11 protein-coding genes are annotated in these 16258 nt (G+C 45.6%); 1 reads left to right on the top strand and 10 read right to left on the bottom strand.

Annotated elements, in window-relative coordinates; translation table 11 throughout:
- Positions 1 to 6 precede the first annotated feature (6 nt).
- On the top strand, positions 7 to 2211 hold the full coding sequence (gene recD2, locus C510_RS0108485; protein WP_040366186.1) for an SF1B family DNA helicase RecD2: 2205 nt from the start codon (positions 7 to 9) through the stop codon (positions 2209 to 2211).
- Positions 2212 to 2234: 23 nt separating this feature from the next.
- Here recD2 and C510_RS0108480 read toward each other — a convergent pair whose 3' ends face one another.
- The 10 genes from C510_RS0108480 to C510_RS0108430 form a co-directional block, all read right to left on the bottom strand.
- Positions 2235 to 3128 carry a DNA-methyltransferase gene (locus C510_RS0108480; protein WP_018710917.1) on the bottom strand — a complete coding sequence of 298 codons (894 nt, stop codon included), beginning with the start codon at positions 3126 to 3128 and terminating at the stop codon, positions 2235 to 2237.
- A gap of 15 nt (positions 3129 to 3143) precedes the next feature.
- Positions 3144 to 4469, bottom strand: a complete 1326-nt coding sequence (locus C510_RS0108475; protein WP_051086634.1) for a hypothetical protein — start codon at positions 4467 to 4469, stop codon at positions 3144 to 3146.
- Positions 4470 to 4472: 3 nt separating this feature from the next.
- Positions 4473 to 5300, bottom strand: coding sequence for a type II restriction endonuclease (locus tag C510_RS0108470; protein WP_018710915.1), 828 nt, complete (start codon positions 5298 to 5300; stop codon positions 4473 to 4475).
- Complete coding sequence (locus C510_RS0108465) at positions 5300 to 6244, bottom strand: DNA adenine methylase (protein ID WP_018710914.1); 945 nt, start codon at positions 6242 to 6244, stop codon at positions 5300 to 5302. Before C510_RS0108465 ends, C510_RS0108470 begins: the two co-directional genes overlap by 1 nt.
- A 230-nt stretch (positions 6245 to 6474) precedes the next feature.
- On the bottom strand, positions 6475 to 7515 hold the full coding sequence (mcrC, locus tag C510_RS0108455; RefSeq protein WP_025892369.1) for a 5-methylcytosine-specific restriction endonuclease system specificity protein McrC: 1041 nt from the start codon (positions 7513 to 7515) through the stop codon (positions 6475 to 6477).
- Positions 7508 to 9967 (bottom strand): AAA family ATPase, encoded by a 2460-nt coding sequence (locus C510_RS0108450; RefSeq protein WP_018710911.1) that lies wholly within the window; start codon positions 9965 to 9967, stop codon positions 7508 to 7510. The genes mcrC and C510_RS0108450 overlap by 8 nt, the downstream gene beginning before the upstream one ends.
- A gap of 59 nt (positions 9968 to 10026) precedes the next feature.
- Positions 10027 to 10524: a hypothetical protein gene (locus tag C510_RS0108445; RefSeq protein WP_018710910.1), complete on the bottom strand. Its 498-nt coding sequence runs from the start codon at positions 10522 to 10524 to the stop codon at positions 10027 to 10029.
- A 411-nt stretch (positions 10525 to 10935) separates the two neighbouring features.
- Entirely contained in the window at positions 10936 to 11586 is a 651-nt protein-coding gene (locus C510_RS0108440) for an SH3 domain-containing protein (protein ID WP_018710909.1), read from the bottom strand.
- Positions 11587 to 12482: 896 nt separating this feature from the next.
- Positions 12483 to 15602, bottom strand: a complete 3120-nt coding sequence (locus C510_RS0108435; protein WP_018710908.1) for a DUF3427 domain-containing protein — start codon at positions 15600 to 15602, stop codon at positions 12483 to 12485.
- Between the two features lie 264 nt (positions 15603 to 15866).
- Positions 15867 to 16250 (bottom strand): (deoxy)nucleoside triphosphate pyrophosphohydrolase, encoded by a 384-nt coding sequence (locus C510_RS0108430; RefSeq protein ID WP_018710907.1) that lies wholly within the window; start codon positions 16248 to 16250, stop codon positions 15867 to 15869.
- Positions 16251 to 16258 lie beyond the last annotated feature (8 nt).

Here is a 16258-nt window from a genome sequence, read left to right as displayed (position 1 = left end):
ATGGCTATGATGAAGTTACGTTGCGTAGTAGAACACATTACTTACCAGAACCAGGAGAACGGATATGCCGTGATGCGGGTGAAGGTCAAGGATTATGCGGATCTTGTGACCTTGGTAGGCAACCTGCTGGATGTACCGGTGGGGGCTGTGCTGTTATGCGACGGCGTGTGGAAGATGGACAAGCGGTACGGACGCCAGTTCGTCTGCGAGACGTGGGAAGAAGTCATGCCTGCTACGGTATATGGTATCGAGAAGTATCTGGGAAGCGGACTGGTGAAAGGCATCGGCCCTAAGTTCGCCCATCTGATCGTGGAGCGTTTCGGTACAGAAACGATCGACATCATCGAGGAGGATATCGAACGTCTTTATGAAGTGCCCGGTATCGGTAAGAAGCGTGTGGAGAAGATTCGCGAAAGCTGGGAAAAGCAGAAGGACATCAAGAATGTGATGCTCTTTCTGCAACAGTACGGCGTGAGTACAGCCTATGCGGCCAAGATTTACCGGCAGTATGGCAAGGAAAGCATTGATCAAGTGAAGGAAAACCCTTATCGCTTGGCTGACGATATCTGGGGCATCGGATTCAAGACGGCCGATGGCATAGCCGGAAAGATGGGATACGGAAAGAATGACTTGCGCCGGTGCAGGAGCGGTATACAGTATACACTCAACGAACTGGCCGATGAGGGACATGTCTATGCGGTAGAGGAGCAACTTATCGAAGCCGCCGGCAAGCTGTTGGAGGCCGATCGGGAGCCCATCGTGCAGGCCATGGCTGGGATGATTGCTTCCGAAGATCTTATCCGTGAACAGGAGGCCATTTATCTGCCTCCGTTTTATCATTCGGAACGTGGAACGGCCAGAAGGCTGCTTGCTTTGATGACTTCCAGGTCTTCCGCTCTATTCGAAGGAAATATCGATATCCAGGCCATCGAGAAGGCTACGGGTGTCGGATACGATGATGTGCAGGTGGCGGCTATCAGGCAGGCGGTCCGGTCCCGGGTGATGGTGCTGACGGGTGGTCCGGGTACCGGTAAGACTACGACTACCCAAGGTATCATAGCCGCCTACAGAGCGGCCGGTCTTCGTGTCCTGCTGGCTGCTCCCACCGGACGTGCCTCCAAGCGTATGAGTGAGGCTACCGGTATGGAGGTAAAAACCATTCATCGCCTGCTGGAATTTAATCCGCAGGACGGCTACAAGCGGAACGATGATAATCCCCTGGAGGGAGATGTGCTCATCGTGGATGAATGTTCCATGATAGACATCATCCTGATGTATAATCTGATGAAAGCGATTCCGGTACAGATGCGGCTCATTCTGGTGGGCGACATCGACCAGTTGCCGAGTGTCGGTGCCGGCAATGTGTTGAGAGACATCATCGACTCCGGGCAGGTACCTGTCATTCGTCTTACCCGTATCTTCCGCCAGGCTCAAAGCAGCCGTATCGTGATGAGTGCCCATGCCATCAACCAGGGGCGTTATCCTGATACCAGCAATGGCAAGGATACTGATTTCTTTTTCATCAGAAAGGATGACCCTGAGCAGGTGGCCGAGGAGATTGTGAAGCTGGTCAAGCATCGGCTGCCCAAGGCGTACAACCAGCCGTTGAGCAACATACAGGTACTTACGCCTATGCAACGGAGTGTCGTGGGGGCGGGGAATCTGAACATGCTCCTCCAGCAGGCGCTCAACACTTCTACGCTGGGGATCAGCCGGGGTGGAATCAACTACAAGTTGGGCGACCGGGTGATGCAGATCCGTAACAATTATGATAAGAATGTATTCAACGGTGACATCGGCATCATTGAAAAGGTCAATATGGAAGACCGTACGCTTTGCATCCGTTTCGACGGTAGTCTGGTAGAGTACGAGGCTTCGGAACTTGATGAGGTGACTTTGGCTTACGCTACTACCATCCATAAATCGCAAGGCTCTGAATATCCTATCGTGGTGATTCCTGTGCTGATGACGCATTTCGTGATGCTCCAGCGCAATCTTATTTATACAGGCATTACCCGGGCAAAAAAGATCTGTGTGCTGATAGGGCAACCTAAAGCCTTGGCCTATGCCATCCGTAACCTTACGGTGAACAAGCGCAATACCAAACTGAAGGAGCGTCTGCGCGGGGAACTACAGGATAGCCCTATGGGCTTGCCGTACCAGACCGTTGAAGATGAACCGGTGGCAATGGCTGCCGAGCCGGCAATGTAAGTACTTTTATAGTAATGTAAATATTATTCAAAAGGTAGCTTACCGTATTCAACCGCATGCTCTTCACAAAGTATCGAGGGTATATCGGTTGCAGGGAGTGAATCGATGACCTTGAAATCAACTATATGATGACGAAGTGTTTTTCGGATAGTATTGTCTTCCAGTTCTTCCCGTCGGGCTTTACTCATGACACAGAATTCTTCTTCTTGTTCGATTCCGCAGAAGCGTCTTCCGCACAAGTTGGCAGCGATACCGGTTGTGCTACTACCTGCAAACGGGTCGAATATCCAGGCGTTTCCATTAGTGGACGCGAGAATGATACGGACCAGTACAGAAAGCGGTTTTTGTGTGGGATGTTTTCCACATGACTTTTCCCAACGTCCGATGGCTGGAAGTCTCCACACATCAGTCATCTGTTTGTTATTGTTGATACTTTTCATCAGCTCATAGTTGTAAATGTGTGGTACTTTCTTGAATTTCCTGGCCCAGATAATGAATTCTGTGCTGTAGGTGAAGAAGCGGCAGGAGATATTTGCCGGCGGGTTGGTCTTTTGCCAGGTGATTACGTTCAGAATCTTATAGCCGAGTTCTGTCAGGCAGTTGGCTACCGAGAAGATATTGTGATATGTTCCGCTGATCCAGATGGTTCCATTATCTTTAAGTTTGTCACGGCATAAACGCAACCATTCCTTATTGAATGCTTCCATCTCTTTCGGAGTCTTGGATTCATCCCATTTCCCTTTGTTGACACATACCACTTGTCCGGACTGTAAGCTTATACCTCCGTCGGACAGGAAATAAGGCGGGTCGGCAAATATCATATCGAATTTGAAGTCAAATTCATGAAGTAGCCTGAATGTATCTCCTTTGGCCAATAGGAAATCGTTTTTTGCTGATTTATAGTAAGGTTCAATCATAATCTTTTATTGTTGTCAGGCCATTAAGCCACCACCTCCTTCTCCTTTGTTCGTATAGGCAGATTGCCATCCTGTCTGTCCCATGATGCTGATGGATTTCGGAGGTCTCAAATGTTTCTTGTCGTTACAGATATCTGCAAAGGGGCATCTTGTGATTTTTTGTCCTTCAGGCAAGGATTTTACATATTCAGTATTCAGTATGGCGATAGCTCCTTCTTCATCTTCACAGGGCATACATTTCCTGATAATAGAAGCAGAAACTCTTCGGATTCCTTGTCTGTAGCATACCTGACAGGTCGTGTTTTTGGCAGAATGCCATCTGAATATATGACCGTTAGGGCATGTGAAGATAGGAAGACTTTCTTTGCAGAATTGGCGTCCTACTACGTTGTAGACAAAGTAGTCCATCAGGCACGGGCTTGAGATGCTTTCTTTCGGATATTTCTGCTTCCAGATTTCCCAGACACGTCGCCAGGCAGCGGCATTCATGTCATCAATGTATTCATATTGGTAACAGAAGATGTCCAGGAAACTTGATACCAACGGAATGGCTGTTCGGATGATTCCTGTTTTCAATGCGACTTTAATTGTATTGACATCGCTAGCCACATTGATGCGTTCGAAATCTGTAACATTCTGCCATATTCCCAGCACAACCATATCTCGTACAAACATGTCTGCCTTCTTGTTTCCATAGCCTGCGTTACAGGCTATCAAATCGTTTCGTAGGGCATAGATGTTCCGGTGATATTTATCGATGAGTCTGTAAGGGGTACACTCATGCGAAAGTAGAAATTGGGCAATGTTTGTAGCGTATTTCAGTCTTTTGTCGTTTTGGGACAAGTTACCGACTTCGATTTTCTTCAGAAAATCATCCGGATCGGCCAGAATGTTGTTTTCGTCAAAGATGGAGTTGTCATTGCTGAAAACTTCTGCAAGAAAAGAAAAATTGCGTGAACCTCTGAAATCTTGGTTGGCGGTCAGAAAGCGTATACGACATATATCTTCATTTGGGAGGTCACATGTGTCATAAACTGAGGTAAATGCGGCACCGTGTGTTTGGACAAAAACGGCATGAAGGGCATCGGCTACTTGTTCACATTTGCATTCGTCTATCTCGCAATTCAGAATTTCCTGATGGTGCTTGTGCCAGAACTTATGGAAATCGGAAAAATAGTTGAATGTGTTTCCGAATTTCTCAATTGTACCGATATGTGGGTGGGTCGTGTAAAGGAATTCGTTAATCTGTTGGATTATTTCTCTTGCACCTTCTATATCCAATTGCGGGTGCCTGTCCATTATTCCTTTGAATGATTGACAAAATGCGGTAAACTCTTTCATTTCTCAGGCTTTTACTAGGTTCATGAAATCTTCCAGATTGGTCAGGTTGTAAATACTCGGAATGATGTTGTAGGCTTCCTGAAGTTTGTTCTTTGCGCTTTTCCATCCGATTCCGTCAGTAATCCACACGAACTCGAAACCAGGAACAGAATTGATTTTGGGAGCGATATCCGAATAGGATCGGGCTACTTCGTTCAATTTAGATCCTCCTCCACTGTAAAAGTTGACTTCTATCAGATAGGTTTTCTGCAGTGTCTGGATGACGAAATCAAAACGCTTCTCATCATCTCCGAGTACCTGTGAGATAGAAGGCCATTCGCTGGAATACACTTCTTGCCTGTATATGATTCCTTTGTTGTCAAACGTGCGGGCGATCGTGGCTTCCATGACATGACCGCTCCGGTTCTTGCGGGCATTGGTATCGAGTCCGGTTTCTATACCGAATACATAGTCCACCAGATTCCTTATCTTCTGTTGCTGGAAAACTTCTGTCAGACCTGTGTCCTTCAGAAATTCCATGACACCTTCAACAGAACTGAACAACGAGTCTAACACAACACATTGTCCGAGTGAATTGAGAACTTTTTTCTTTCCTTCACTTCTGACGGCGATGAGGATGTCCATTACGTTGAAGGCAGATTTGTCTCTTCTCCAGATTGTTTCGACGGCCTGGCGCATATCAGTCGCACCAATCAGGCTGTTGAGCATACAAAGACTGAGTTTGATGTCTTCAACGTTTTGGGAAATCTTGTCGAAATCACAGAAGAAATCCAATGTCTGATTGGTCTCCTGCAGTTGAGACATGAATCGGTTGAAATCTTTCATAGGCATTAGGCGAATAATCTGAGTTCAAGTATGGGTTCCTGTTCAGTTTTCTTGGTCAGAGCATAGTTGTGTACAAGAATTTCTGTCAACTTTCCGCGCTTGTTCGGGTTGGCGTTGATACTTCTGGAGGCCCATACCCTGTCTATGATATAATCCTGATACAGTTTGTCAAAGAAATTATCGGTTTCATTTTTCCCTTTACAGTCCGAATTGCTGAGCATGAAGGAGAAACCGGCTTTATGTATCTTGTCACAATAGGCTTTCAGCCTTATCTGGTCTGCGTCATTGAATGATTCTTTTGTATAGTCATTGAAACTGGAAGTATCGCTCAATGGCCGGTAAGGCGGATCGAAATAGAAAAAGGTGTCTCCCTCAGCGTATTCGAATGTCTGTTCGAAGTCACCTTGATGGATCTCCACCCTTTGCAGCAACTTGCTGTCGATGCGGATGGTATCCGCGTCACAGATAGTCGGGTTTGTATATTTGCCGAAGGGGACATTGAATGCACCGGACTTGTTTACCCGGTAGAGCCCATTGAAACAAGTCCTGTTCAGGAAGAAAAAGAGCGTCGTATTTTCTACAGGATCAAGATTTTTCAGGTTGTATCTTGTCCGGACAGTCATAAAGAAATCTTTCCGTTCTTCTTCAGTTCCCAATTCGAGATATTCTTTTTCTATCTGTTGTAACGACGCTATCAATTCCTCCGGAAAATCCCTGACGGTCCGATAGCAGCCGATGAGGTCCGGATTGATGTCGTTGATGACAGCATGTCTGATATTCGGGTAACGCTGTAGCATGTAGAAGAGCATGGCTCCACCACCTACAAAAGGCTCTATGTAAGTAACGTTTCTACGGTTATCAAAGTCAGCTGGTAATAAAGAATCCAGTTGCTCGATGAGTTGGCTTTTACCTCCAACCCATTTGATAAAGGGTTTCGCTTTCATTGCCATATATTAAAAACGGCTTTTCTGTACCTCAAAGTCGGACAAAGCCTCTTCAGATGCAGAAAGGTCGTAGCTTTCATTCATTTTTAGGGTTATGACTGTTCAGTCTGTCTCTTCTTTTTGGGCCATTGTTTCAATGGTAGCGGTATGCTTGCTTCGTACAAAGTTACTGCTTTTCCCCGATATAAACTCATTTTTGGCTGTTTTTTGTTGTTTTGGGATGAAAGCTGATATATTCACCATTCAAGAAACTCCTCCAGTTGTCGGGCTATGCCAGAGAATTCTTGGTTCAAATCGAGCGTCCTTACCCGAATGCGGTTCTTGCCGAATGAGGCTGACAGATCAGGCGTAATCTCTTCGTCTGTTTTTGCGTATAGAAGCAGGCCGCTTACTTTTCCTGCGTTTTCCACATCCAGATTTTTCACATAGGTAAATATCTGGTACATATTCGCAGAATGGATGGTAGGCTTGTCAAAATGATGTTGCATGGCATGGCTGTAATATTTTGTATCGATGACCAGTGTCCAGTCTGCCCGGTGTAGGACGATGTCGCTCCGCATGGTAGGCAGGAAATCAATCATCGAGTCTTCTTCCGGGCAGATATTCCATTCAATCCGATCAGGGTTGGGTGACAATTCCCGGTGATGCACACGATAGTATTCCAGCACAAACCGCTCAAACAGGCGGCACATGTGTTCGTCCGAGAAAGTAGCCATCCTATACTTTCCGGTCTCTGTTGTCATAAGCATACCATCGATGATGAAATAGCATACATTCATCAGCATCCGATACGCCTGATTGTTTCTTTGATACACAAAATTGTTCCATCGGATGTTCCGGATGTCTATCTTGTCTACTTCTGAGAAGAAAGGCATCAGTTGCTTTAGTTTTGCCTTCTGTACGGGCGACACACTCCGTTCGTGACACAGGACATCCAACGTTGTCTTCAACACTTGATTGAACAGGTTGTTTTCCGACAGATTATCGTACTCACAACGCAATACATTCCGGCAACGCATCCGGTTGTTGATGGTTTCCCGTATATCCAGACGCCCCTTCAGTAACGGCAGATCTTCCGTCCGGGTTACATACTCCCGGTACAGTCCGCGCTTCAGCTGTGCTGATACCCCCTTGAAAAGGATTTCGGCAAACAAATCCTGTATGCGATCGAATTCTTCTCGGGCAATCTGCTCATAGTTGTTCTTTTTCAGTTCCTCGAAGGCATACGAAAGCATGTAATACACGTTGCGTATCCAGATATTCCTATCTCTAGTCATGGAAAATGTCGTTCAGCTTGTTCGACCATCTATCTACTTCCGGCCTATTGTCGAACCAATATTCCCGTAGCATCGGAAGTATGTCGTAGTTTACAATCTCTTTCAGCCATTCATCCGTTACGGTTCCTTTCGTACACAGATAGCTGTGTCCTATTTCGAATCCCCGTCCCAACGAATCATCGGCAGCAATCTGACGGTTCAGTTCCTTGACAAGTTCTACCAGCTCGTCCAAACGGGTATTGTTCTTTTCCTTCAGATAAGTCTTGAAGCCTTCCGAGTTGAAACCTGGTGACATTTCGAAAAAACTGAACCGACGGCGTAACGCATAATCGATTAATGCCAGACTTCGGTCGGCTGTGTTCATCATCCCGATGAGATACAGATTCTCAGGTACTGAAAATTTCTCGTCTTTATAGGCCAGCGTCAGTTTCTCACCCCGGTAGTCCTTTTCAATCAGCATCAGCAGTTCCCCGAATATTTTTGACAAATTTCCCCGGTTAATCTCGTCGATGATGAAGAAATACTCTTTCTCCGGATGATTGGTGGCAAGCATGCAGAATTTGTAGAAGATGCCTTTCTGTAGTTCGAAGGTCTCTCCCGATGGCTTGTATCCCATTACAAAATCCTCGTAGGAGTAGTTCTGGTGAAATTGAATCAAGGCTATACGACTTTCATCCTTTTCACCCATCATGGCCTGTGCCAGGCGGCGGGCACAGAAAGTCTTTCCCACTCCGGGTGCCCCCTGCAGGATGACATTCTTTTTGGTCCGGATTAGATGGCTTAAGGTATTGAAGTCCTGCTCACCCATAAACATTTCTTTCAGAAAATCTTCTTTCGTGTATTTTTCGATAGATTTTATCGGTTGGATGCTATCGTTTTCTTCCCGGATGAGATTGAGCAACGCTGTATATTCCTTTTCTGTCAGGTGAAAGAAACTACCGTTCGGATTCACCAGAAATTCCATATCCGCCAGTTCCGGCACCGTTTTGACTTCCGACAAATCTATGGGTGAAGCCAATGTTTCAACTTTCCGGAAACAGATTCTTTCACTGTCACTTTCTTTCGAGATGACCGCCAGACCGGTAATCTGCTTGGTAGGGTTTGCCTCGTAACAAACCACCTTATCTCCGACTCGTGCATTCAGGAAATGTTGGAACACACGACGCTTGTTTCCTGCCGTATTATAAAGTGTATACTCCTGATCTTCACCGACCGTCCAGCCCGCCATGCTCCAGATTTTAGGATTGGCGCATAGCCACCAGTAGTTGTGTATGGCTTCTGATTCTGTTTCACCTTCCACCAGTTCATTCAATTTCTTTACATAATCTGTATAGGATGTCAAATTCGTCAATGTTTTCATGGCAACCACATCCGGTAAAGTCCATTCACCTACCTTGTTCCATTTCACACTTCTGACATGCATATATTCCGTCCGGCTCTCATCGTATTCATAATCTCCTGTTACTACACCTCGTCCGATGATGCATCCGCGGCCTTTCTTGGCAAATACGACATCACCCACATTCATTTCGTTGGCAAATTCCCAGGTGGCCAGACTGTCATTCCGGTAATCCTTTTCTTCTCCGTACAGTTCTTTCATCCGCTCTCTCATCTCCTCACGGCTCTCATACGGATCAAGATCCCCCATATCATCCCAGCCTAGATACATCTTTCCGTTGGCCACACATTCATTCCATTTACGGGCACCCTCTCCTGGAGAATAAATCCAGGTTTGTACTTTCGTCCCTGGAACAGGCTGTGTTTCATGTTTGGGATGGTAGAACCGTCCTACGAAATATGCCAAATCCACAACAGTTGTTCTCAGTTCTTTGTCCGGGTAACAATCGTCCGTTAGAATGCTGGACAGCATTGACTTTATCTCATTATCCTTCCGAAGCACTTCAGCAACCTCGTCATATAACTGAAATACTTTGATAGCTTCTTCTGCTCCGCTTCCTTTCTTGAGTACCATTGACGGAGTCAGTTCCCTCACCATTTTCTGGGCGCAAGAATACTTATAGATGTAGTACTTGTCTGGGTAACGAAGCCAAAGATACGTGGTCATTGCATTGAGCGTCTGATAATGCTGCTTACCTTTTCCCCACTGCTTCAACAATTCATCAGCACTTTTACGGAATTGGCTTATCCGGAATACGACCTGCTGGCTTTCGTCAAACAACATCCGAAACATTTCGCGTACTTTTGTTTCGTCTATTTCACAGAATTCCTGCAGCATTTTTTGAGGATAATTATTCATCGAACTCAGCAGATTTTTTGTCTTGCTAAAGGCCTGTACCAGCATTTCTTTGAAGTTGACGGCTTCAATATTCCAGTACGTCTGAAAGTATTCCACCGCTTTCCATTTATAGATTTCAAAGGAAAAATACTCTTTGAAATAGACCTTGTATGCCTCGATGATTGAGGTAAGATTCTCTGAATTTATATTTGTCATATTGCTGATGTCTTGGGTGATTGTTTATATGTGGTGGCGGAATGAGTCTGTTCCCTGTTTCAGATTTCCATCAACCCTTTTTTCCATCCTTCAAACGGACATTTCTCTTTGATTTCGTTGTACAGTTTACAGCAGAAATCAAACAGCTTTTCGGCTTCATGCAGCACTTCTTTATTGTCCAGCAGGGAGAAGATACTCTTTTGTTCCATATTCCGTTTCAGGCTGATGGATATTGCATCCAGCTGGTCTTCATCGGGTAGTGTGATGCAGTCGTATGGCGTTTCTCCGGTGAAGAGTTCACAAACAGTAGGGCAGGTCTTCTGTAACATGGACAACAGCTTTTTCGGTTCCTTGTGATTATATACGCGGTCAAAGAAATGCCCCCAATTACATGTCAGACTGACGGTTTCCGGACCGGTAAGCAGTATACAGACCACACCGTACAGATTTTTTCCGACTTTGATTACCAGCTCCAGGTGGTTTTGCCGGACTACGAAAGTATACCTTTCGCCTGCATAAAATGAGGCACCGGCTCGTGTCGTAATGAAATTTCGCATGTCAGTTATGTTGGTTTAGTGGTTAATGTCTATTGAATCCTCAACTTGCTAGGTCTTGATGTATAATCCTTTACGCACGGCATATACATTTTATCCCAGGAAGTTGTCCCACAAAGATACATCTTCCTACAGAAAAATCATGTGTCAGCATATGTTTTTATGTAGTTCGGATATGGATGTGTAGCATCTTTTTTCTCTCAATACTTCTGCTTGTTGACTTCGTGTTCTCTGTCTCTCGAATCAGGTACATCTCCTTTGTAGCGTGGTTTTCGGTTCATGTGGATGTGGAAGACTCACTGCTGTTGTCGTATCTCTTAATCGAATAGGGTATATAAAATCCGTTCCGGCTGATGACTGGTAAATCAAAGCCGGAACGGATATTGGTTTTCTCATATTGAGAAACATAGATTTTCAGAAACTATTGCTGACCTTTTTATAGCTTTCTCCGTTTATGATTACTCCTTGTGAGCCATTGGCAAAAACAATGACCGGTTGTTCCAGTTGGCTTTGTACGGCTCCGTCCATGTCAATTGTTTCGTTGAATAACAGGTACCATCCCATCTGTTTGCCTTTATAATACACTTCTTGGGTAAACATACTTCCTGTCATTGAAGCGGTTGTCTGTGATACAGTAGCGTAAATTATATTCTTTTCCTGTTTCTGATAGAATGCGTAAGATGTGGTTTGTTCCCCGTTCTGCATCTTTTTCTGTTTCTGGTAAATAAAATCCGTGGATTCTTCTTTTTCTACCAGCCCTTTATCTGTCCTGCTAATCTGGTTACCTGTAGCCAGACGTCCGACTGTTGCTGATACATAAACATTGTTTCCGGTCTTTATGTCTTTCACTTCATACCAGGAGCCTTGTTGGCTGATTAACTCATACATGGCTCCTGTTGAGGCTTTTTCCACGACAGCTGCCGATGTTTGCGGTGCTTTGCGGATGTTGACATCTTGTTTGGTAATTACGACTACCTTGGCAGGTATCTTGTACTCTTGAGCATTTAAGGAACAGAACATGCCTGTGCATGTAGCAAGAATAAGTGATAAAATAACTTTTTTCATAGCGGTTTTTATTTGGTTACTAACAAATTCCGTTTTTTTAATCATCTTCTTACAATAACTGGTTAGTAACAGGTATATGTGATGATATGTACAAATATAGGAAGAAAAGATTGGATTGTTTGAAAAAAGGTCTGAATTTTACTTGGACAAGGATTTGATTCGATATTTTGAGATATTCCTTCAGTAATTTATGTTTCTTCCCTTTGTTAGGCAAGGATGTTTGGTTTATTCATTGGTCGGGGTAGTAAATAACAGTTGTATAGTAACGTGTCGTTCTGTCATTCTGTTAATTCTACCTACCTGTACATCCGAAATTCTACCCCCAACTCAAGGCTTTATATGAAAATCGTATTCTCATGAATTGGTGTGTTGCTGAAAAGATAGGTAAATGGACGTATTGATAGATGATGTCCGATAGACGGCTAGAAAGTGATGTTCGTGTGCTTATTTTATGGTCGTATATGAGATAAAATGTAATTTGAAGAACGCTCCGGAATCTGCTTGTTCCAGATCCAGATTCACTTCATTTTGCTTCTATCCCAGAACGTCCGGATGTTTGACTGCATGTATCTTCGGGTTTAAGCGGAAAGAATTAGGCGTTTAACTGCATCTGTCTAATCGTTTTCCGTGGGAGAAACTTTGCTGGATATGTTAATTAAATGTGTGTGTTTAACAGATGAGGCTATTATACTTCTGATATTTGCAGCTACGGGAAACTGGATATTAACGTTCTTGTACTGATTGATGGATTTTGGATGAACCTCAGGTTGTTGATTTGGGTGAATTATGGGAAAAATGTCGGATATTCCTTTTGTTTAGTGATAGAATGATAGCTCGTGGCATGTTGGTTATCCGTAGGTGATTCGAGGATTCCAACAGCTACAGATAGGGAAGCGTTATACTACTTTCAGGTATTGTGCCATAACGGGCTGATGCAGCTTCCAGGTGATGTTCATCGGAAAATTGCCGTGTGAAGAGACATAATCTACCAGACCGAAGCAGTGGAAAGGTGTAGTATTTCCGAAACCATCTTTCTTTTCTTCGCGTACGAACAGCACAATCTTGTTGTGCTTCTCCGGTTGTCGGGTATAGATTTGGCCTCCCGCATTGTTGTGTGCGTCCGTATTTTTGGATTGCCAATGGAAATAATCCTTGTTGATGATGTAATCATCGTATTGGGTGGAAGGAGAAAAGTCTTTGTCCGATTTGTTCAGCGTCACAAACAGCAAGGTTGTGTTATACTCCGGTAGGGTGAATACTCCTGATACTGAACCTTGCATCCTTCGGTTTTCAGTCTGGCGACCGGTGAGTGTAAAGATTTCCTCACGTGTATAACATCCGTATAACTCTATACCCGGTAAGACGGTATCACCTAACGGAGAGGTGGTGATCTCCAGATTTTCCAGACGGTAGGAAACGATTTCCGCCATTTCCTGCTTGAAGTATCTGTACTCTTCTTCGTGTAAGATGTCCAGTGCCTTATACATGCCTGCGTCCTTGAACTCGGTCTTGTCGATTCGTTCCTGATACAGGTCGTAGTAGAGCATGGTTGTGTAAGATAAGTTCTTCTTATTCAGATATTCCTTGCTCCCTTGGGTAAAGTCTTTCACGAAGTGAAGGAAGGAGGATGTATTGTGATGTACCAGGTTACCCATTCCTTTTTCCAGTCGACGGGTGGTCGGAGTATCTTGGTAACTGATTCGTCCAGCCGCACGTTTGAGCGAAGTCCAGCATTTGTTCTGCGTATATAGGATGCGGATGTCTTGTCCGTTGTTTTCCAGAAACTGGGTGAGGGTGGGCAACTGATGATATGTGTTTATTTCTTTTATCAGTCGTGACTTGTTGTAGATAGCCTGTTGGATGTTGTTCAGGATATGTTCACGGGCCACCTTCTCCATGATGATACTGCATCCTGCGGGCAGGAAGGTGAATCCATCTGTTATCTGTTGGATAATATTCTTTTCCGGTCGAAGGGAGAGGGCACGGAACTTGCCGGCAAAATCGTATTGCTGATTGGCTTGTGCTACGAAATCGAGGACAGTCAGTTCCGTTTTACCTGGGGACAGGCGTAGGCCACGACCTAATTGTTGCAGGAAGATGGTAAGACTTTCGGTGGGGCGGAGGAACAATACCGTATCGACTTCGGGGATGTCCACACCTTCGTTGAAGATGTCTACTACGCAGAGGTAATGTATCCTGCTGTTACGGAGGTCTTCGGCCAATTGCTTCCGTTGTGGCTGTGGAGTATCGCTGGTCAGACTTCGGGCGTTGAATCCGTACCGTTGGAATTGTTCGGCCATGAAATCCGCATGCCGCTTGTTGACACAGAAACACAGAGCCCGGCAGGTGTATTCGTCGGCCAGGTAACGGTGCAGGGCTTCTACGATGTGTCCGGCCCGTTCCGGCAGACAGAGCTTGTCGGCCAGACGTTCGGTGATGTACCGTTGTCCGCTCCAGAGTGATTCATCGCTCAGATCGGTATCATCGGCAATACAGAGGTATTGGAAAGGCGTGAGCAGACCGGCTTGGAGAGCTTGGGGCAGACGTATCTCTGCGCTGATACGTCCTCCAAAGTCCGGTCGGAGGTCTTTGCCATCCATACGTTCCGGAGTGGCGGTCAGACCGATGAGTAACCGTGGATGAAAGTGCGAGAGAAGCTTCCGATAGCTGTCTGCCTGACTGTGATGGGCCTCATCGATGACAATGTAGTCGTAATAATCCGGCGGTAATTGGGCGAACAGCTGTTCGAAGCGGGAATTGAACATGGAGATGGATACGAAGAGATGTCCGTAGTCTTCTGCCGATTGCGGTTGGTAGTTGCCCACCCACAAAGAGCCGAAATTAGTATCCTGTAATACACTGCGGTAAGTCTTCAGGGATTGACGAAGAATTTCTTCCCGGTGAGCAGTAAAAAGGATGCGGCTCTTACGGTTTTCTTGTACAGCTTGTCGCCGGAAGGTCAGGTAATCGAAAGCGGAAATGACGGTTTTTCCGGTTCCAGTAGCGGCCACAATCAGGTTCCGGAAATTCTGCCGTTCTTCGCGTTCCACTTTCAGACGGTCCAGTATTTTTTTCTGATGCGGAAGTAGGGAGAAACGTTGGTAGACAAGGCTATCGGCTTTTTCCCGAAAGCTGTTCCGTTGGAGTTCTTCGTTGAATTTCCGGATGCCTCCGATGCGGAAGTCCTCGAAATTCGGGCTGTTCCAATACATATCGAAAGTGGCCAGGGCGGTCTTGATGATGTGCGGATTTTCTACGCTGGTGACGCGCATGTTCCACTCCAGTCCGTCGGTCTGGGCGGACTTGGACAGGTTGGATGAACCGATGTAGGCCGTATGCATACCGGAATTCCGTACAAAGATGTAAGCTTTGGCATGCAGACGTTCGATTTCGGTCTGGTAAGAAATTCGGATTTCGGTATGAGGAAGCTGGGACAACTGCTCGATGGCCTTGCCTTGGGTGGCACCGCAATATGTTGTGGTAATGATACGCAGGCGGGTCCCTTCGCGTTCACAGAATTTTTTCAGATCTTCAAGAAGGAGACGAAGACCGGACACTTTCAGGAAAGAGACGATAAAGTAAATTTCATCCGCACTGGCTATTTCCCGCCTGATTTCTTCTCCCAGTGACAGGGCACTGTTTCCGCCGGTAAACAGGTTGCTTACCCGGAAACCTGATTGGGGACGGATTGTTTCGGAACGGCTGTTTTGCTGGAGCAGGTTCTTTTCTTGTGTCATCACTTCCATCAGCAGGTTCGAGGTGTCGGTGATCTGTACATCTTCTATCAGTCCGTACTCTGTCAGAATGCGGTTGATGATTGCCATGCGGTCCTGCAGGTCTTCCGTTTCCTGAAGCTTCTGCCGGATGGCTTTGGCCAGGTAGTCCGCCAGCATTTGTGGAGCTTCGGTATTGTCTATCTCTTCACGTACACAAACCAGGTTTTCCGTTTCGGCAGTGCGTATCTCCCGCTCCATTCTCTGATTGATGATGTTTTCGTATATCCCCTTCTTCAGCATAATAATCGGATTTATCGGCTGAAAATACAAAATATAATGATATGAAGGGCGATTTTGGAGGGAAATTGGTAGGAAATGTGGTAAATTGATTTTAGGGTTGTTCAGTAATATGGATGCATTCGGGCAGGCTGACCCCGTCCCTACCATGAACGATGACTCATCAGCAAAAGAAACTTGGTTTGCTGTTTTAAGGTGAAAAAATCAGTGACTTTATCCATCTGAGGCCGGAAATCAGAATTCGCAGAATGAATATCAGGAGAAGCATCAATGATTCTTTATCGCCTTCACCACTTCCACATCGGCCGGCAACCAATTTACATTGTCCAGTTCCTCCAACCGTAGCCAGGCTGCATTCTCATGTTCCTTCAGTTCCAGGTGACCGGAGCGGACGGAGCAGAAGAAGCAGTGCATGGTCAGGTGAAAAGCAGGGTAGGGGTATTCTACCGTGGTGAGGAAAGTATCGACTGAAATTTCCGTATCGAGTTCTTCGCGGATTTCCCGTTTCAGAGCTTCTTCACGTGTTTCACCGGGTTCCATTTTTCCTCCGGGGAACTCCCAAAAGTCTTTGAATTCGCCATAACCGCGCTGGGTGGCGAAAAATTTTCCGTTGTGGCAGATGACCGCCGCTACTACTTCTATCTGTTTCATGTTCTGTT

Source organism: Phocaeicola barnesiae DSM 18169 = JCM 13652 (genome assembly GCF_000374585.1).
In the GTDB taxonomy this organism is placed as follows: domain Bacteria; phylum Bacteroidota; class Bacteroidia; order Bacteroidales; family Bacteroidaceae; genus Phocaeicola; species Phocaeicola barnesiae.
Note: the sequence above shows the minus strand (reverse complement) of the source record. Positions and strands in the feature narration are given on the sequence as shown.